Here is a 19,719-nt window from a genome sequence, read left to right as displayed (position 1 = left end):
AATATTATTATTTTACTAAATAATAAGTTATTTGTCTAATTTAATTTGGAATTAACTAAAAAATTTTCAATAATTTTCTTAAAAAATAGCTATTATCTAATTATTTAGACCATATCTAATCAATTGTTTATGGTCTAATATACTGTTAAAATGAGTTTAATTCTATTAGTAATATTAATAAAATAAAATACTGCTATGTACGATATTATTATGCTAAAATAGATATTTTTTAGATTATTATACTAATTAATAATTTATTAGTCTTTTATTTTTAAAATAAATTAATATTAATCATTTAATGCATAAAATAACTATTTTAATTTTGTAATTGTATAAATTAAATATATTATATAAAATTCTATTATATACTTATTTTTGTATAATATATCCCAATATAGTTAAAAAAATTCATTTTATTAGTTGAATCCACTATTTATAAATTATATTTTAATATTTTTCATATTTTTTGCTAATTTAATTTAATAATGTTTAAAAATAGATAATATAAACTAACTATAATATAATTTCCTAAATATATTGTATATTTTTTATATAATTTATTAAATATATGCTATTAATTAAGATTTATTATAAATATTATCACTATAGCCTTAGAAATATTAGATTCATATCTAAATTATATTCACATTTTCTGATTTTTTAATATTTATTCCTAAATATTTATATTCTAAAAATTAATTTAATTTTTAAATATCATTTCATAATCAGTGAATTCATTAGATATTTATAGTAAATTATTTTACCTATTATTGACAAACATTTATAAAGAAAATATTTTATAGATATACTTAACATAGATAAATTGATTAAGTTAAATTTCAGAAAATGATTAACTAAAAAAATCTTAATAAAGTAATTGAGAGTTATTACAAAAACAATTAATTGAAGAGAAAAACATGACAAATAAAGCTAAAGTTAAAGCTGAAGCAGAATATAGAGTATTTTATAATGATAATAGTTTTCATTTGGATGATAAAAAATTCAAGCTTTTGAACTCCATTAATCAAAGTGGGTCAATTACAGCAGCTACTAAACTAACTAAAATATCTTATAGAAGTGCTCTTAATTATATAGATAAAATCGAAAAATCCTTAGACATTTCGCTTGTTTCCACTAAAAAAGGAGGTAAAGGTGGAGGAGGAAGTTCAAAACTAACTGCTGAAGGTAAAGAAGTATTAAAACAATGTAAAATAATAAATGCTTTAATGAAACTTCATACTAATGTAAATGAATTCGAAGCAGTTATTACCAAAATTGATAAAGAAAAAAAAGTCATGCTAATTGATATTAATGGAATGAATATAACTTTACCATTAAATGAAGAATATTCTGCAGGAAACTCTATCTTAGCATTAGTTAGCTATGATAATATTTTCATAATGATCAATGAATGTGAATCAAGTATTAGAAATTTATATAAAGGAACTATAAATGAAATATCATTACATGGAGAAATAATAAGAGTTAAAATTGATTTGGGAGTTTTGAAAATCTTCTGTGATATTACAAAATCTGCTTATGATGACTTAAGATTATCTATAGGAAAAGAAGTTTTTGCTGGTTTTAAAGCAGCTTCAATAGCTACAATGAAAATATAATTATTGTAAATTAAGTTATGATTAAATATTACATTAATTAACTTATTATTGATTTATTATTAACTTATTATCAATTTAACTTATATTGATTTAATATTAACTTATTATCAATTTAACTTATATTGATTTATTATTAACTTATTATCAATTTAACTTATTATTGATTTATTATTAACTTATTATCAATTTAACTTATTATTGATTTATTATTAACTTATTATTTAATTACAAGGTGTTTTATGTTACAAATACTTGTTGATCCTGAAAAATGCACTGCCTGTGGAACCTGTATTGATGCCTGTCCAAAAGGAGAAATAATATGGCATGTTGATAAAATTGCACATGCAAATAATCTGGAATATTGTCATGTCTGTACAATTTGTGCATCTAAATGTCCAGAAGATGCAATACTTGTAGATAGAAATGGTCCAGGAGACAAAAAAGTCCATAAACATGAGCATGTCCATGGAGACGACCTATTCAGTTGATTAAGATATTGTGAATTTAATAGGGACGGAGGAATCATAATGGAGAGAATTGCTGAGGTATCAAGAAAAACCTCTGAAACAGATATTAAAATTAAGCTTAATTTAGATGGTGCTGGCATATATAATATTGATACAGGCATTAGATTCTTTAACCATATGCTTGAATCATTTTCAAAACACAGCTTATTTGATTTAGATGTTAAAGCTATTGGAGATGTTGAAATTGATGATCATCATACAATTGAAGATATTGGAATAGTTCTTGGTGAAGCTTTTTTAATAGCTATTGGTGATAAAAGAGGCATAAAACGTATGGCTCATGCAATTGTACCTATGGATGATTCAATTGCAACTGTAGCTATTGATATTAGTGGAAGAAGCTATTCTAAAATAGATGTATCGTTTAATGATTCTAAAATCGGCGATATGACTTCTGAAATTATTCCACATTTCTTTGAATCATTTGCAAGTACAGGAAAAATAAACATTAACGGAGAAGTTAAAGGTGGAAATGATCACCACAAATCTGAAGTACTATTTAAAGCCTTTGCTAAATCTTTAAAAGAAGGAGTTTTTATTGAACACAATAACATTCCAAGTACTAAAGGAATTATTTAGTTATTTACCACCCAATCGTTTAATATATAATACATATCTACTTTTTTAAATTTCATTTTCAAATTCTTTTTTAGGGTTAATTTTAATAAACCATTATATAAATCATTAAAATTTGCAAAATTTTCTATTTTTAATTTTTAAAATCGAAGATTTTCTTTAAATTTTAAATTTAGTGTTTTGCGAAATCAATGTCTTAAATAGAACATTCCTAGTTTTTAAAATTGTTTAATTGAATAATGTATTTTATCTTAGTATTGATATAACTAACATGAATTTATCATAGATTGAATAACATTTTATAGTAATTAATGTATAATAACCAATTTTATCCAATTTTATTGAAAAATATCCCAAGTTATTGATGTAATTCTTGTTAATACTTATATATCAAAAGGAATATAACATGATTTAGCAAGAGGGACATATGATAATCATAAATCATATAGATGGAGGAATAACATGGGAAATGAGAGTAAAACATATCAACTTAAAATACAGTTCAAAAATGATAATGAAGAAGTCATCAGAAGAATTAGAATATTTGGAGAAGATACATTTGATGATTTAAGTAAATCAATATTAGAATCTATTGAATTTGAACAAGACCAACTCTATGCATTTAGTTTAGATGACGATTTCTTTGGACCTTATAGCTATCATATTCATCCAGATTTAGATCAAGATTCAACATCTATAACCCTTAATGAAACAGGAATCAGAAAAGGACAGCGGATAAGATATCTTTATGATTTTAAAGTGGAATGGGAATTTGATATAATTGTTGAAGAAATAAAAAGTACTGATAAATATGAAAAAATAGCTATTATTGAATCTGTTGGAAAACTTAAACAAAATTATAAAAGCAAATCTTAAAAGTTATGTTAATATTATTTTTAAAAAAAAAAGAAAAAATAATAAACCCAATTAAGGGTTTAAACCACTAAAATTAAGCTGGTTTATCAAGTAAAGCTGTTTTAGTTACGATTGCTCCATCTTTGTTGTGAGGAGTTCTAAGAACAGTATCGTTTGATTTTTCTATGTCTCTTGCTTCAGTTGCTAATTTAGCAGCTACGCCTATTAATTCGTGTGCTGCAGCAACTAAAGGTATGTATTGTTCAGCGTCTCGTACCATGAAACAACCTTTAGTGTCAATATTAGCTACTGTGGAAGCAGCTTCGTATGCTGCAATAGCTTTAGCTTTTGCATATGGATTAGCGAATCCTGCAGCTTCAGCAGCTTTTTCAGCAGTTAATATGATTTTTGGTAATTCTAAATCTTTTCCTGCTTCAACATCAGCTATAAGTCCGTCAATAGCGGTTTGAACAAGTCTGTAAGCACCAGTTAATGATAATACTTTAATAACATCTGCATTGAAAGAAGCCATTTCTGTTGGATCGAGAAGTTCTCTTCTTGCACCAATCATAGGGTCTCCTTTAACGATTATGTAGCCTAAACCTTGTTCGTTCATTTCATCTTTCTTTGAAGCTCCAGGAGCATCACCAATTATTACAGCAGGGATGTCATAGCCAGATAATAGTTCTCTTGCTTTAGCAGGTCCTGGTGCACCAGGGTTTGGGCTTATGAATATAGCAAAATCAGGGTTAAATTCTTTAACTTTAGGAACAACTTCTTCTACTTGTTCAGGGTTCATTTTTGCTCCAGATCCTATGACTCTTACATCAATATTAGGTCTGTCTGCTCTTTCATCTAATAATAAGTCTAATACTGGTGAAGTACCAATATTTCCGCTTTTGATTATTCCGATTTTAACTACCATTTTATCACATTTAGATATTTATATTTAAAATATATTAATATATTCTGTATTATTAGATTTAGAATTTAGAGTATAAAATAATTTTTGTTTTGATTTTAATCATTAACTATTTAAGAGATAAGTGTAATTTTAATTAGTACACTGCTTCACAAAATCAATGTTAAATATTTATACTAATTAGCCTTTTTTCTTTCTCGTGATATAGATAGTAAACTTCCAAATCCACTTCCTTTACCTAAGTCATTGTAATTATTAATAATGTCTATTATATTCTCAATAGATTTTTCACTATTTTCGATTAAATTGCCTCTAGGTTTCGTTAAATGTAATAGTTTTTCTGGAATATTTTCTGATTCTATAATTGGAATATTCAATTCTTTTGCAAGATCATTACTTCCTTGGTTTTTATGGAATCCTTTGATCTTTATGGCTGGAACATCCAAAACTCCGACTTCCAGTGTCATACCCATTCCTGCACCATAGATTGTTGATTTAGCATGTTTTATCAAACTTAAAATGTCAACGTAATTGTCTAAAATTATGATATTATCATTATAAATGAATTTATTTAGATAATCTCGATCAAACCTATATGGTGCAATTGCAACTGGATGAGGGATTTTATTAATGGTATTAAATAGTTCTTCCATACTTTCCTTTTTCAGATCCCCACCTAAAACTATTAGAACATACTCATCAAACCGATCTGATAGATATAAACTTTTAACTTCTTCTTTTGTTTTTAGATTTCCATCTTTTACTGTATCCTTAATGTATGTTACCATTGGGTATCCTTCAATGTTTTTAACATTTTCTAACTCATAACTATTTCTTAAAAATAGCTCATAACTTTTAGATGGTGCTGTTATCATGTTTGCAAAAGCTATTACTTCTATTGGATTGTATATATCTTGTTCGATGTGTATTACTGGGATTCTAAGTAATTTTGCAGCAATTATACTTTTTCTAACATCTCCTGCATTTCCACAACTTATTAAAAGATCTATTTTTTTCCCTTTTAATCCTTTAATAGCTTTTATAATATCTTTAGCTATTAGGTAAAATAGATTAGCTTTTCCTGTTTTTTTCCCACCTGCTCTCCTACTTTTACCTATTGGATATATATCATCCACATAACCCTTTAATAGGCTTTCAACTCCTTCAGTGTGAGTTAAAGCTATAATTTCACTTTTATTCCATTTTAATTTCCCTAATTTCTCAAGGTCTTTCATTCTTTTTATTATAGGAATCAATGTTTTTGCAGGTGCAATTTCACAAGCAATAGCTATTTTCATTATATCAACTACTTAATTCGTTAATAATAGTTATGTTTCAATTTTTATTATTAAAACAGTTTTATTAACTTTTATATTAATTGTATTAATTTAATTTCATTATTATTATCTATGTTAATAGTTGAACTTCTATTAAATGATTGTGATTATTAAGTCATATTTAATAATTTAATAGCTAATTAGTATTATGATTTTTTTCCTTATTTTCCTTATTACTCTTAATTATTGTGTAAATCATTAAAACAATAGCTATTAAATAAAATATCCAAACAACCAAATCTGTTGGTCCAGTTTCAATCCAAACTATTGTTTGAGCTAAAAGTATTCCATAGAATGCAGTTAAATAATATTTAAAATGTTTCTGTAAAGTATGTAATGTTTTTAATATAAATCCTAATGAAAACATCTGAATAATCATACCTAACAATCCAAAGTCTAAGATAGCTGGACCAAAAATTGTTGAGGTTAGAGAATGGACTTTAGTAGTTACAGTTCCACCAACAAGAACTCTGGGATCAACAGAATTAAAAAAACCAGTTAAAGTATAGTAAGCTAAGTTCCCACCAGTTGCACCTTGACTTTGAATAGCTTTGTCTAAAATGTTTAAAGTAAATCCTGCCCTATAAGAAATTAATTCTAAGGGCCCAATATCCCAATGTTGCCATTGTATTGATTTAACAGCTATAAATCCAATAACTATTAATAAAAAAATAGCTATTAACGTAAACACCAAATAATGTTTGATTTTAAAGTCTCTAGTGTAAAATAATGTTATAAAAATACTAAGAATAATTACAATTGGTGTTGTTCTATAACCTGTAAGTGCAAATAATCCAAGACCAATAACAAGAAGTAAATAATGGATTTTTCTATTATATTTTGCAAGTAATAGATTAATTCCAATTAAAAAGAATATATATGAAAATAACCATAATTTAGTAGCAGTATAAATCTTTAAACGACCACTAAATAATGGAATTCCTCCTAAAAATGTAAAATTAATTATTTGAAGAACTATTCCAATTAAAACCATGATTATAAGTAATTTTTCAATTAAGTCATAATGGTCTTTTAATTTCAGTTTAGCTATTTTAAATTTGCTAGTTATTGAATTAGTGTTTAAATCTTTAAATAACTCTTTATTTACTCCTTTTTTTATTATTAACTTACTAAATTGAACTCCAAGAACTAAAAATATAAGACCAATAGCCATATAAATATAAACATTCATTGTTGGATGAGGTAACTTACTTGTAAAGTATACAACTGGAATACTGACTATTAAATACAATAATGTGAAAATAATTAAAATATATGGGTGAAATATGTCTATATTAGATATTTTATCTATATAATTAGCTATTTTTTTATTTTGCAATTTTTAACTCCTTGTTTAATTGTTTTAACATTGTTTTAAGGGAATTTATTTTTCCTAATTAAATATAATCTAAAATTTTAGTAGCAATAGCTTCAGATAACTTCACTGGCACTGCATTACCAATCATTTTGTAACCATCCCCTATGTTATTATAATAAAAGATAAAATCATCTGGAAATGTTTGAATTCTCGCACATTCCCTTACAGAAAGTCTCCTATAAGGTTTTGGAGAGTTTGGATCAAATATCCTTTTATCTTTTTCTATTTTTACCATGGGGCTTGCTTGAGGATGGCAAGGAGCATGCCGACCTCCTGCCTGTATTGTAAATGAGGGTTCATTCCATTTTCTAACTCTGTTTCTTGACATATACATTGAAGAAAAATCACCAGTCATGTATTCATGGTTAGGAATTTCTAAATCTTTTGGATGATTCGCTTTATTTTTGTCTTTTGCAGGTAAAGGTTCTCTTAAATCTCCAATAGCTTCTTTTAGATTTATTTTCTCACTTTGAGGTTTTGGAAAAATAAAATCAGAATCAATCTTTTCACTAAAACCTACAATAAAAACTCTTTTTCTATCTTGAGGCACTCCATAATCACTTGCATTTAATACTTGATAAGAAAGATTGTAACCTATACCTTTAAGAGCATTAATAAATTTAGTAAATTCATCAAAATGAGTTTTACAAACTAAACCTGGAACATTTTCCGCTAAAAAGAATAATGGTTTTTTAGCTTTAATAAGCCTAAGATAATGATACAGCATTTCTCCCCTTGGATCTTTAATACCTTTCATTGCTCCTGCTAAGCTCCAACTTTGACAAGGAGGACCACCAACAAATCCTACTACATCTGGTATTTCATGAGGTTTAATGTGTTCAATAGATTTTCTATTTATTTTCAGACCATGGTTTCTCTCAAAAGTCTCCCAACATCCTTTCCAATTATCATTCGCAAAGACAAACTCATATCCTGCATTGGAAAAACCTAAATCTAAACCTCCAGCTCCTGAAAAAAATGATGCTACTTTCATTGTTCATCCCCTTATTAAAATTGATTCAATTAACTTTGCAGGGTTATTAGGGTCTTTTACCTTAACTTCCTCAATAGAAATATCTTTATCATTTTCTATAATTTTTCTATCTTCATCTGAAAATGAATCATACTTTCCTTTTCTCATTAATCCATAAATACTAAATTCCTTATCTGATTCTTCTTTAAATAGGTAACTATAAACATCAAGAGGATGTTCAATCCCCCACATCCCTCTAACTCCCAAATAAGTAATTCCTAAAGGATCAACATTGTTTATTCTAGCTATTTCATTGGTTTTTGAAAGAGATAATTCTGAATTTTCAAGAGGATTTCTTACTAAATTAAATATTTCATCATATCTTTCGTGATTTGCAGCATAAATATCCCCATAAACAAAGAAAATGTTCTGTAACTGTTTTTTTTAATTATCCCAATTACATAAAATTCTATTAACATTACTTAATTCAGATTTAGGAGGATATATTTTTTCAAAATCTGTTTCTTGTAAATTTTTAATATTTAAAATAGCTTTAAGAATGTTAGTATCCATTTTAATCCTCGAAATATACTTTTTATCATTAATAAATAGCAACTTTAGTATTATTAATTATTAATAATAACTATCTAACAATGAATAATAATCAAGATATCAGTAATAATATTATCTAACAATAAATAATAATTATAATAAAAATTTAGATAAATATTAACTATATTCCTGTTTATTATTAATTTAATTTATATTTTTAGGTTATTCATTCCATTACGAAGATATATTAATAAAGATTAATAAAGAGATTTTTAATTTTCCTCAGCAATATTTCTTGTGAAGTTATATGCAAATGTTTTATGTGCACATGCATGGACATGTAAATAGTTTGCTAGGGTGTTTTTTGATATTATACCGTCTTTGAAGTTGCTGATTCCTGTTCCTCTTGTTATATTTAGAGAAAAATTAGCATTTTCTCCATTAAGGAGTTTTGTGTAGTGGAATTCGTGACCTTTAATTATTTCTCCCTTATTAGCTATTAAATTATCTTTAGTGACCTCAGCTATTACATAGCTTAAACCTTGGACTTTTGGAGTCATTATGGCATCATAATTAATAACATCACACATTTTCATATGATCTATCGTTTTTGAAAGGTAAATTAAACCTCCACATTCACCATAAATAGGATTATCATTGTTGTAAAACTGTTTTATACTGTTTCTCATAGATTGATTCTGTTCCAACTCTTTTTTAAAGACTTCAGGATAACCTCCACCAATATAGAGTGCGTCAACATCAGGGATTTTTTCGTCTTTATATGGGCTAAATTGTATTATTTTAGCATTATTATCTTCTAATGCTTGTAGATTTTGATGGTAGTAGAATGTGAATATTTCATCTTTAGCTACCCCAATTTTAACTGGAGTTTTATTAGCTATTTTCCATAATTCTCCAGATGACTTCACTTTCGGTGATTCCTTCATGATAACTTTAAGTGCATCCAAATCAATATTTTCTTCAGTTATTTGCCCCCATCTCTCAATATTAATAGCTATTTGTTCATTTTCAAGTGCAGGAACAAGACCCAAGTGTCTTTCTTTTGTAGCTATTTCATCATCTCTTGGAATAGCTCCTAAAACTTTGGTGTCTGTTAATTTTTCTATTGACTCTTTTGTTTTAAGATAATGTTTTTTTCCTTTTACCTTATTTAATATAACACCTTGAATTTTAAGTTCTGGATCCAATGTTTTAAATCCAAGAACAATAGCTGCTGCACTTTTAACTAAACTTCTAGCATCCATTATTAGAATAATTGGAGCATCTAATGCTTTTGCTATTGATGCAGTGTTTCCAACATCACTTATTGGACTTATTCCTTCGTAAAGCCCTCTAACTCCTTCAATTATCCCTATTTTTGAGTTTGATTTTTTTAAACTATTGTTAAATGATGTTCTAATTTGATCTTCATTCATGAAAAATGAGTCTAAATTTATTGAAGTGTTTCCTGTGGCCATTGTATGATATGTAGGATCTATATAGTCAGGTCCTACTTTAAATGGTTGTACGCTATCTTTTTTAGACAATGCTTTCATGATTCCTGTGGATATTGTTGTTTTACCAACAGCACTTCCAGTTCCAGCTAATACTACTTTCATTAATATATAATTAATTGAACTTTTATATAAAATGAGTTATTAATTATATGAAACAAACTTTTAAAAAAGTTTGATCAAAAGCTATTTCCAAAAATAAACCATTTCAAATATAAGGAATGCTTTTATTAATATTAATTAATCCTAGCTTATTAATAATTATTAAGATATTTATTTAAAGTATTACAAAAGTCTTAGTAACAGGATTTATTTGAATAGTTTAATTCTTAAAATTTTTATTCAAATTCTCCAAAAGCAAGCCATACATTTTCTCATATATCAATGGATTATTTAATTTAAACCATTAATTAATTCTTATTTTAAAACTATTATTTTAAAAATATTTCTTTTTAATATATTTAACCACCTTTAAGGACTAATTTTTTATATATTACTAATTTTAATATAATCAAATTAAAAATAAAAGGCATATTCTAATTAATAGTATTAAATAATCCCTTAAAAGATAGACAATATTATCCAATAGATATAAATTTTGTCAAATACTCAAATACTCGTATCTAAATAATGATTTAAATAGCTATATCAAATATTATTTTAATATCTATTATAAAATTCCTTTGATACACAAGAAAAAAATATACAATGAAAATATCCCATATTACATTAGTATTTAATAATAAAAAAATCGTGTGATTGATATTAATATGTATTATTTTTAAATATAGATTCAAATTAGGCATTTATTGATTTTTAAACCTTTATTTAAGATTTTAATCATATAATTTTATTATATTGGAACTAAATTTTTAATTAATAATAACATGTGAAATATTCATAAATTTAAACTATAATTTGACTTTTATTTCTAAAATAAATAGCTGTTCTTATATATTGTATATTAATTTTATATTATATTCATATACGAAAATATTAAATAAAAGCTATATATAGTACTTATGATAATATACCATATTATAATTATTAATTGTTTGAAAGTAATGAAATAAAGTTTTAGGATAGATGATTTATTAATTAAATCCTAAATACATTGCTATGATAATTAATAGCTTATATAATTAATAGCTTATAAAAATTAAGTGAAAAGTGAAAATATAACTAAAGAAAATTTAAAAATAACATTTCAAAATCATTGTAAATTTTAAATATTTGTCTAATAAACTATCATTGAAAATTCAAATTTTATGGAAATAAAATTTTTTGACTATCCATATATCACAATAATAAACTCATATTTGAAATATCTAAAAAATTTTACATAAACAATTCTCGGGAAAGTAGTTATTGCTTCATTATTGCTAAAATTACATAATTATATACACTTATTTTATTATACACATTTTAAATTTGAAAATAAATTTATTTAAAAATGAATTCAAGTTCACAAAATAAAAGAAATATGTATATCAATAATATACAATTTTGTTCTGCCTATAACTCATATTATACTTTTAAAGGACTTTTATAAAAGATTTAAAGAATTAATAAAATCTTAAAACAATCCCATGTTACTGAATAATTAAAATTATCTAAATTCAAAGTTTAACAACAAATAAAAAAATTGGAAATATGGAAAATAAAAAAAAGATTATAAATGTTTTAAAATAGCTTAAAATAGTAGTCAGTAATGGAATAAAATAATTTACTTAATTAGAAATCTTAAAATTAATGATAAATAACAATAAAGTCATTAATGAAATTAAATTATAAATAAAGTCATTAATGAATATTAAATTATAAATAAAGTCATTAATGAATATTAAATTATAAAATATAAAAAATAAATTTATAAATATTTATAAAATAATTTTAAAATAAATTTATAAATATTTATAGATAGTTTTAAAAAGGAGCTATGAGGATGAAAAATAATAAAAGGAAACATAATACTGAGAATAATAAAAGGAAACATAATACTGATAATAATAAAAAGAACACTGTTATTATGTCCATACTAATGCTAATTGTATTATCAATGACGATTACAGGTGTTAGTGCTGCATCAGATATATATGTATCCACTTCTGGATCAGATTCAGATTCAGGAGATGTAAGTACGCCTAAAGCAACACTAAGCAATGCTATTTCTACAGTAAATAATAATGGTACAGTATACATTAAAAATGGAACATATAAAGGAACAAAAAATAAAAATATTGCTATAGGGAAAAATATGAGCATTATTGGAGAATCAAGAGATAATGTTATAATTGATATGGAAAATAGTGGTAGAGCATTCAATATAAACCAGGGATACTCTGTAACAATAATAAATGTGACATTCACAAATGGAAAAGAGAGTAATGGTGGAGCTATCTACAACTATGGAAATTTAACCATTAAAGATGTTAAATTTACTAAAAACACAGCTAATTCATCGATGCAAGCTAGAGGTGGTGCTATTGTATCATATGGAACAATAGCTATTGAAAACACTATTTTCGATAATAATTATGCTGGATTTGGTGGAGGCGGACTTTACAATTATGGTACTGCAACAGTCATAAATACCACATTCCAAAATAATGTAGTTACTAGTGCATATTCTGGAGCAGGTGGAGGAATAATGCATGATGGAGGCAAAATAAGTATTATTAATTCAAGTTTCCTTAATAACAAAGTAAATCATGGAGGAGCACTTGATAATAGAGAAGGTAGTCATATTTTAATAGATAATTGTAGCTTTATAAATAACACAGCAACAGACACTGGTGGTGCAATTAACAATCACCCTAATCTTAGGAACTTCACAGTCAAAAATTCCATCTTCATAAACAATAGTGCAGGGTCAAATGGTGGAGCCATTAGAAACCAAATCCCATCTGCCAATATACTTGATTGTATTTTCACCAATAATACTGCCCTAAGTAATGGAGGAGCAATTATTAACACTGTTTCAGGAATTAATATTAGTGGATCTGATTTTGTAGGAAACAAAGCAAGATATGGAGGAGGAATTTATAGTAGTGGGACCAATAATATAATAAATTACAACCGTTTTTATAGAAACAATGCTACAAACAGTGGTAATGGTCTTTATTTTACAGGTTCAGGAAATGCAAATCTTAACTGGTGGGGAACTAATAATAACCCATTAGGAAACAATGCTTCAAGCACAGTAACTAACCTAATAACTAACTGGTATGTTTTAGAACTATCATTAAATAATACAGTGAAAACAATAGCTAACAAAACAATGAATTACACTAGTAGTCCAATAGCAACACTATCTTATAACTTAGCATTAAGTAATAATGCTACAAATGACAAAAGTAAATTACCTTACTTTATAGTAGATGTCCTTGTTAGAAACAGTACAAATGTTATTAACAGTACAAGTGGAGATATTAGAATAACCACACTTTCTCAAAATGTACTAATGACAGACTCTAACACCCTATACTCAATAAATGCTTTATCTGATGATGAAAATGTTATATTCATTATTAATGGAATTAGTGTTGTAAATGTAACTATACTTAAAATTTCAAATGCAACAACAAAAAATTATGTTGGAGACAATGTAACATACACAATAACCATCCAAAACACTGGAGTAACCGATGCAACTAATGTGTATGTAATAGATAACCTTGATCATAGTAAAGTACAATTTATTAACTCATATACAAATTTAGGAACATACAACCACACAACAGGAAAATGGACAATCGGCACCTTAACTGCTGGAACCAATGCAACATTATACATAAATGTCACAACAACCGACCTTGGAATAATAACTAACACTGCAAATGTAACCACAAACGAAAATAATATCAATAACAAAACCAATGACACAACTACATTTAATGTAACTGAAGATACAGATGTTAATGTAACCATAATCAAAACATCAAATGCAAGCCAAACCAATTACATAGGAGACCACATAACCTACACAATAACCATAATAAACCACGGACCAACCAACGCAACCGATGTATACGTAATAGACAACCTAGACCACACAAAAATACAATACAACAACGCAACCGCAACCATCGGAACATACAACCACACAACAGGAAAATGGACAATCGGAAACCTAACCGCTGGAAACAACGCAACACTACACATCAACGTCACAATCACAGGAACAGGAACAATAACCAACAACGCAAAAGTAAACACAAAAGAAAACAACACAAACAACAAAACCAATGACACAGAAACAATTAACGCTAGCAACGAAGTTAACGTAACCATAATCAAAACATCCAACGCAACAACAAACAATCACATAGGAGACAACATAACCTACACAATAACCATAATAAACCACGGCCCAACCAACGCAACCGAAGTATACGTAATAGACAACCTAGACCACACAAAAATACAATACAACAACGCAACCGCAACCATCGGAACATACAACCACACAACAGGAAAATGGACAATCGGAAACCTAACCGCTGGAACCAACGCAACACTACACATCAACGTCACAATAACAGGAACAGGAACAATAACCAACACCGCAAAAGTAAACACAAAAGAAAACAATACCAACAACAAAACCAATGACACAGAAACATTTAACGCTAAAGACGAAGTTAACGTAACCATAATCAAAACATCCAACGCAACAACAAACAATCACATAGGAGACAACATAACCTACACAATAACCATAATAAACCACGGACCAACCAACGCAACCGACGTATACGTAATAGACAACCTAGACCACACAAAAATACAATACAACAACGCAACCGCAACCATCGGAACATACAACCACACAACAGGAAAATGGACAATCGGAAACCTAACCGCTGGAACCAACGCAACATTACAAATTAACGTTACAATCACAGGAACAGGAACAATAACCAACAACGCAAAAGTAAACACAAAAGAAAACAATACCAACAACAAAACCAATGACACAGAAACATTTAACGCTAGCAACGAAGTTAACGTAACCATAATCAAAACATCCAATGCAACAACAAACAATCACATAGGAGACAACATCACCTACACAATAACCATAATAAACCACGGACCAACCAACGCAACCGACGTATACGTAACAGACAACCTAGACCACACAAAAATACAATACAACAACGCAACCGCAACCATCGGAACATACAACAACACAACAGGAAAATGGACAATCGGTAACTTAACTGCTGGAACCAACGCAACATTACAAATTAACGTTACAATCACAGGAACTGGAACAATAACCAACAACGCAAATGTAAACACAAAAGAAAACAATATTAACAACAAAACCAATGATAGTGCTGAATTTAATGCAATTGAAAATGAAACAGATTTCAAATACAATGACACTAATGAAACACCAGATAACAATACTGATGTAACTATAGACAATGATAATCCTGATAACAACAATCCAAATATAACTATTCCAACTAAAACAATAACTAAAAATCCAATTAAAGCTAAAGTTAATGGTACAATGAAGAAAACAGGCATTCCAATAATAGTTATTATATTAGTTCTAAATTTACTTGGTTTAGCTTCAATTAAAAGAAGAAGATAAGTTATTTTTAATAAAATAAATATTTTATCCTATTTATTTATTATTCTTCCATTGGTCAGTACAGTTAGATTCTGCCATGTATTTTAGGAATAAAAAGTCACTTAATGGATTATATCCGTTATTAAACAATTAAAAACCTCCATTTGAGTTTATAAAAATATTTTTATAATAGCTATTATAATTAATATTATGAATAATTAATTAAGTATTACTATATATCTATTATTAATAGCATAGATATTAGTAATACTATTTAAACATTACTTATAATTATTTTTAGTAATAAATATTTTTATAAAATTAGGAGTATGTTTTAAATATTAAAAATAAGAAAATAAGAAAAATAATATAAAAACAAGGTAATGAAATATAATTAAGAAAAATATAATTAAATAAACTATAATTAAGGAAAATATAATTAAATAAACTATAATTAAGGAAAATATAATTAAATAAACTATAATTAAGGAAAATATAATTAAATATATTATATTTAACTTATTAATAATTTAATCTAATAATTGGCTTTGTTTTAATTCTTTAACTAATACTTTATCAATATGGTGTCCATCCATGTCTAATATTTCAAATTCAAAGATTTTCCACTGAAATTGTTCTCCTTCTTCAGGGACTTTTCCAATATAGCTTAAAATGAAGCCTGCAAGTGTAGTGTAGTTGTCTTCATTTTCTTGAGGCATGTCTTCTTCTAATTCAAATTGTTCTTTAAACCTATCAATAGATAAGCTTCCATCAATTAACCAAGTTCCATCTCTTCTTAAAGTTATTGTTGGATCATCATTTTCATCTATACCTGGAATATCACCTACAATTCCTTCAAGAACATCATTTAATGTAATTAATCCTTCAATACTTCCATACTCATCTACAACCATTGCCATATGCACATATTCTTTGTTTTCTTTAAATTGTTTTAATATATTAAGAGAAGGTAAATTTTCAGGAATAATTAATGGTTGTTTTAAACATTCTTCAATGTTTAGTTTGTTATCTATAAATAAAGAACTCAATATATCTTTAGTTTGAATAACTCCAATAAGATCATCTAATTCCCCTTTTGCAACTGGGAATATTGATCTTTCACTATCAATAACCTTTCGTTTTAACTCTTCTACTCCATCATCTAAATCTATCCATATAATATCTGTTCTGGGAGTCATTAAAGTGTCTACTTTCTGATCATCAAGACGGAAAACTCTTTTTATAATGTCTTCTTCCTCTTTTTCAATAGTTCCATCTTGAATTCCTTCTTCAATGAGTAATTTAATTTCATCTTCTGTTACAAGACTTTCTCTTACTTTGTTTGAGCCAATAATTTTGAGTACAAAATCTGTTGTTTTACTAAGGATTGTTACAAGTGGTCCACAGATTTTTGAAAGTATCTGCATTGCTCTTGCTGTTCTAACAGCTATATTTTCTGGATTATTTAAAGAAACTCTTTTTGGAACTAATTCCCCAATAACAAGTGTGAAATAGGTTATAAGTATAACAACGATCAACATAGCTATTATATCACCATATGGAGTATAAACACTAAGGAAATCTCCTAAAAAGTATGATATACTTGATCCTCCAACAGCACCAGTTAATATTCCAATGAGAGTTATTCCAATTTGTATTGTTGATAAAAATTGATTAGGATCTTCAATAAGTTCAATAGCTATTTTAGCTTTTTTCTTTCCATCATTAACCATTTTTTGAAGTTTAGTCTTTCTCGATGATACTATAGCCATTTCAGCCATTGATAATATTCCATTGAGTATTATCAAAATTATAAGAGCCAATATTTGTAAATAAACAGTTGTTGACATGTATTTTTCCCTTTTTTAAAGTAATGAACATTTGTGATTATTTAAATAATCATGAAAACCTTCTATAAAATTTAATAGTGTCAGCTGTTTTAAAATCAACTCCACCATAATTTTCTTCTTGCATTTGACGAACAGCCTCAGATGCATCTTCAGCAGTTTCTACTTTCTTGAAAATTCGCCTTTGTTTAACTTTCAAAGATTTTCCACAAACACATTTTCGAGTAACCACTCCTTCCTTACTATATAAGGCTCTACCACAGTCACATCTGAAAATAAGATACATTAGATTGATCTCCTGTTGATTATCTATTATAATTTTGATTGGTTATCTATTAGTATTTTTAATTATATTTTAATTATAAAGCTATTATTATTTGATTTTACTTTGATTAACTACCAAATAGCTTTAAAAATAATGGTATAAAAACCCTTGAAGGTAAAATTATGAGTGTAGCAACACTTACTCCAAGGTTTGTACCTATAACTACAAGTAATATTCTAAATATGTTATTTTCCCATAAATCCCTTAAACTGTGTATTTTGCTTAAATTAGCTATATCCCTCTTTCTAACCTTTCTGTATTTAGCCTCAGTAAGTCCTGAAAACCATCCTGCCGCAAGCAATGGATGAATGATTGTAACAGGAGCTACAAGGAATCCTACAATAGCTGATTGGATTTTAGATCCTGAAAGTAATGAGCCAATGAATGCTGCACTACATCCAATAGCTAAAAACTCTATTAAGTTCCATTCTATCTTAATACCCTTTAAAAAAGCCAGAAAAAATATCACAACAAAGGATATTGGAATTAAGGCTAAAACAATCTTAAGCCAAGGAAAACTTTTTTTTGAAAGATCTGTAAGTTCTTCTTTTGAAGGTAAATCCTCAGGATTATCGAGATATCTTGTTATACCAGGTCCATGCCCTGCTCCAACAACTGCAATAACATGATCTTCTGGGATTTCTAGAATTTCTTGAGCAAGATAAGCATCTCTTTCTTTAACAAGCACTTCAAAGGCTTTAGGAGAAGCATCTTCGAAATATTTCATTGCTTCTTCCATAACATCCTGTTTTTTCAAGTCTTCAACATCTACTTCATCTCCACTTGCAAACAGTGAAAATATTGCACTGAACATGAATTTAGCTTTTTCCCACCAACTCATTTTGTTTAAAGCTCTTTGAAGTGTGATGTTTATGTTTCTATCAATTAATGCAATTCTTGAACCAACCTCCTGGGCTGCTTTAATAGCCGCTATCATTTCAGAACCAGGTTTAACATCTAAGTCATCACCAATTTTAGCTTGAATATATGTTAATATCCCACTTGCAACAAAAAGACCTACTTTGTTGTTTTTTATAATATCTGTAACTGATATTTCATCGTCTTCTTCAATACCTGCTTCTTCATTCATTAATCGTTCAAAACGCTCCCTATCTAATTCAATAGCTACAACTTCAGGTTGTTGCTCGTATATTGCATTTTTTACTTCTTCGACACTTTCTTGAGAAACATGGGCAGTTCCTATAATTGTTAAACATTCTCTTTTCATTTTTCACAACACTCGCAAAAAAATAAGATTTTTTACTATATGTAATTCCTTCTTGTAATTAATATTTTAATTCAATTACTAAATTATATTCATATTATTAAATAGTTAATAGAATTATAAATTCAGCAGCATATAATAATTTTAATTAATATTGATACTGTAAATTGATTAGTAAATTGATTATTAATTTTTTATTTTAATACTTTATTTTTGTATTTAATAACATATAAATGTATAGATTTTGAAATAGAAATATTTAACAAAAAATATCATTGAAATTTTCTAATGAAGATAAATCTATTGTATACATTAGAAAATTTGCTATTGTATTATATCAAATATAGGATTATAGGGCTATGTCAAAAACTTCATGGTTGAGATAATTTTTCCTCTTTCTTGCTCCCATTTTATTCTTTGAAGATCTAAATAGGTTGTTATTCCTTGTTCTGTCTTGTATATTTTTTTCAGGTGTCTTGGTA

The 19,719-nt window shown here is 27.0% G+C and carries 14 protein-coding genes and 1 pseudogene; 5 read left to right on the top strand and 10 right to left on the bottom strand.

Going from position 1 to position 19,719, the window contains the following annotated elements; all coding sequences use genetic code 11:
• Positions 1–917: 917 nt before the first annotated feature.
• The 4 genes from MBFIL_RS02170 (at position 918) to MBFIL_RS02155 (ending at position 3,598) form a co-directional block, all read left to right on the top strand.
• Positions 918–1,619 carry a winged helix-turn-helix domain-containing protein gene (locus tag MBFIL_RS02170; protein WP_084266264.1) on the top strand — a complete coding sequence of 234 codons (702 nt, stop codon included), beginning with the start codon at positions 918–920 and terminating at the stop codon, positions 1,617–1,619.
• A 239-nt stretch (positions 1,620–1,858) separates the two neighbouring features.
• Positions 1,859–2,107 (top strand): 4Fe-4S binding protein, encoded by a 249-nt coding sequence (locus MBFIL_RS02165; protein ID WP_066971058.1) that lies wholly within the window; start codon positions 1,859–1,861, stop codon positions 2,105–2,107.
• Between the two features lie 39 nt (positions 2,108–2,146).
• Complete coding sequence (hisB, locus tag MBFIL_RS02160) at positions 2,147–2,725, top strand: imidazoleglycerol-phosphate dehydratase HisB (RefSeq protein ID WP_066971056.1); 579 nt, start codon at positions 2,147–2,149, stop codon at positions 2,723–2,725.
• A 459-nt stretch (positions 2,726–3,184) separates the two neighbouring features.
• Positions 3,185–3,598 carry an IS1096 element passenger TnpR family protein gene (locus MBFIL_RS02155; RefSeq protein WP_066971054.1) on the top strand — a complete coding sequence of 138 codons (414 nt, stop codon included), beginning with the start codon at positions 3,185–3,187 and terminating at the stop codon, positions 3,596–3,598.
• 73 nt (positions 3,599–3,671) lie between these two features.
• Here the strand turns inward: MBFIL_RS02155 and MBFIL_RS02150 are convergent, their stop codons facing one another.
• The 7 genes and pseudogenes from MBFIL_RS02150 to cfbB form a co-directional block, all read right to left on the bottom strand.
• Entirely contained in the window at positions 3,672–4,502 is an 831-nt protein-coding gene (locus MBFIL_RS02150) for a F420-dependent methylenetetrahydromethanopterin dehydrogenase (protein WP_066971052.1), read from the bottom strand.
• Positions 4,503–4,675: 173 nt separating this feature from the next.
• Positions 4,676–5,797 (bottom strand): hypothetical protein, encoded by a 1,122-nt coding sequence (locus MBFIL_RS02145; protein ID WP_066971050.1) that lies wholly within the window; start codon positions 5,795–5,797, stop codon positions 4,676–4,678.
• A 175-nt stretch (positions 5,798–5,972) separates the two neighbouring features.
• Positions 5,973–7,175: an oligosaccharide repeat unit polymerase family protein gene (locus tag MBFIL_RS02140; RefSeq protein ID WP_245637442.1), complete on the bottom strand. Its 1,203-nt coding sequence runs from the start codon at positions 7,173–7,175 to the stop codon at positions 5,973–5,975.
• 58 nt (positions 7,176–7,233) lie between these two features.
• Complete coding sequence (locus MBFIL_RS02135; protein ID WP_066971049.1) at positions 7,234–8,208, bottom strand: DNA cytosine methyltransferase; 975 nt, start codon at positions 8,206–8,208, stop codon at positions 7,234–7,236.
• A 3-nt stretch (positions 8,209–8,211) separates the two neighbouring features.
• Positions 8,212–8,616, bottom strand: a pseudogene (locus tag MBFIL_RS10060) (NgoPII family restriction endonuclease); the annotation flags it as partial.
• A 15-nt stretch (positions 8,617–8,631) separates the two neighbouring features.
• Positions 8,632–8,760: a hypothetical protein gene (locus tag MBFIL_RS11050; RefSeq protein ID WP_281192436.1), complete on the bottom strand. Its 129-nt coding sequence runs from the start codon at positions 8,758–8,760 to the stop codon at positions 8,632–8,634.
• Positions 8,761–9,011: 251 nt separating this feature from the next.
• Positions 9,012–10,358, bottom strand: coding sequence for a Ni-sirohydrochlorin a,c-diamide synthase (gene cfbB / locus MBFIL_RS02125; RefSeq protein ID WP_066971045.1), 1,347 nt, complete (start codon positions 10,356–10,358; stop codon positions 9,012–9,014).
• 1,840 nt (positions 10,359–12,198) lie between these two features.
• Between cfbB and MBFIL_RS02120 the strand changes: the two genes are divergently transcribed.
• Complete coding sequence (locus tag MBFIL_RS02120) at positions 12,199–15,861, top strand: beta strand repeat-containing protein (RefSeq protein WP_066971042.1); 3,663 nt, start codon at positions 12,199–12,201, stop codon at positions 15,859–15,861.
• A gap of 509 nt (positions 15,862–16,370) precedes the next feature.
• Here MBFIL_RS02120 and MBFIL_RS02115 read toward each other — a convergent pair.
• The 3 genes from MBFIL_RS02115 to MBFIL_RS02105 form a co-directional block, all read right to left on the bottom strand.
• Complete coding sequence (locus MBFIL_RS02115) at positions 16,371–17,690, bottom strand: hemolysin family protein (protein ID WP_066971040.1); 1,320 nt, start codon at positions 17,688–17,690, stop codon at positions 16,371–16,373.
• Between the two features lie 49 nt (positions 17,691–17,739).
• Complete coding sequence (locus tag MBFIL_RS02110) at positions 17,740–17,973, bottom strand: DUF1922 domain-containing protein (protein ID WP_066971038.1); 234 nt, start codon at positions 17,971–17,973, stop codon at positions 17,740–17,742.
• Between the two features lie 106 nt (positions 17,974–18,079).
• On the bottom strand, positions 18,080–19,240 hold the full coding sequence (locus tag MBFIL_RS02105; protein WP_066971036.1) for a TraB/GumN family protein: 1,161 nt from the start codon (positions 19,238–19,240) through the stop codon (positions 18,080–18,082).
• Positions 19,241–19,719 lie beyond the last annotated feature (479 nt).

It is taken from the genome of Methanobrevibacter filiformis (assembly GCF_001639265.1).
Taxonomy (GTDB): Archaea; Methanobacteriota; Methanobacteria; order Methanobacteriales; family Methanobacteriaceae; genus Methanacia; species Methanacia filiformis.
This window is presented reverse-complemented; position numbering and strand designations above follow the sequence as displayed.

Coding starts and splice junctions, on each gene's coding strand:
- MBFIL_RS02170 (WP_084266264.1), top strand. CDS start 918: ATGACAAATAAAGCTAAAGTTAAAGCTGAAGCAGAATATAGAGTATTT.
- MBFIL_RS02150 (WP_066971052.1), bottom strand. CDS start 4,502: ATGGTAGTTAAAATCGGAATAATCAAAAGCGGAAATATTGGTACTTCA.
- MBFIL_RS02145 (WP_066971050.1), bottom strand. CDS start 5,797: ATGAAAATAGCTATTGCTTGTGAAATTGCACCTGCAAAAACATTGATT.
- hisB (WP_066971056.1), top strand. CDS start 2,147: ATGGAGAGAATTGCTGAGGTATCAAGAAAAACCTCTGAAACAGATATT.
- MBFIL_RS02155 (WP_066971054.1), top strand. CDS start 3,185: ATGGGAAATGAGAGTAAAACATATCAACTTAAAATACAGTTCAAAAAT.
- cfbB (WP_066971045.1), bottom strand. CDS start 10,358: ATGAAAGTAGTATTAGCTGGAACTGGAAGTGCTGTTGGTAAAACAACA.
- MBFIL_RS02165 (WP_066971058.1), top strand. CDS start 1,859: ATGTTACAAATACTTGTTGATCCTGAAAAATGCACTGCCTGTGGAACC.
- MBFIL_RS02115 (WP_066971040.1), bottom strand. CDS start 17,690: ATGTCAACAACTGTTTATTTACAAATATTGGCTCTTATAATTTTGATA.
- MBFIL_RS02135 (WP_066971049.1), bottom strand. CDS start 8,208: ATGAAAGTAGCATCATTTTTTTCAGGAGCTGGAGGTTTAGATTTAGGT.
- MBFIL_RS02120 (WP_066971042.1), top strand. CDS start 12,199: ATGAAAAATAATAAAAGGAAACATAATACTGAGAATAATAAAAGGAAA.
- MBFIL_RS02110 (WP_066971038.1), bottom strand. CDS start 17,973: ATGTATCTTATTTTCAGATGTGACTGTGGTAGAGCCTTATATAGTAAG.
- MBFIL_RS11050 (WP_281192436.1), bottom strand. CDS start 8,760: ATGGATACTAACATTCTTAAAGCTATTTTAAATATTAAAAATTTACAA.
- MBFIL_RS02105 (WP_066971036.1), bottom strand. CDS start 19,240: ATGAAAAGAGAATGTTTAACAATTATAGGAACTGCCCATGTTTCTCAA.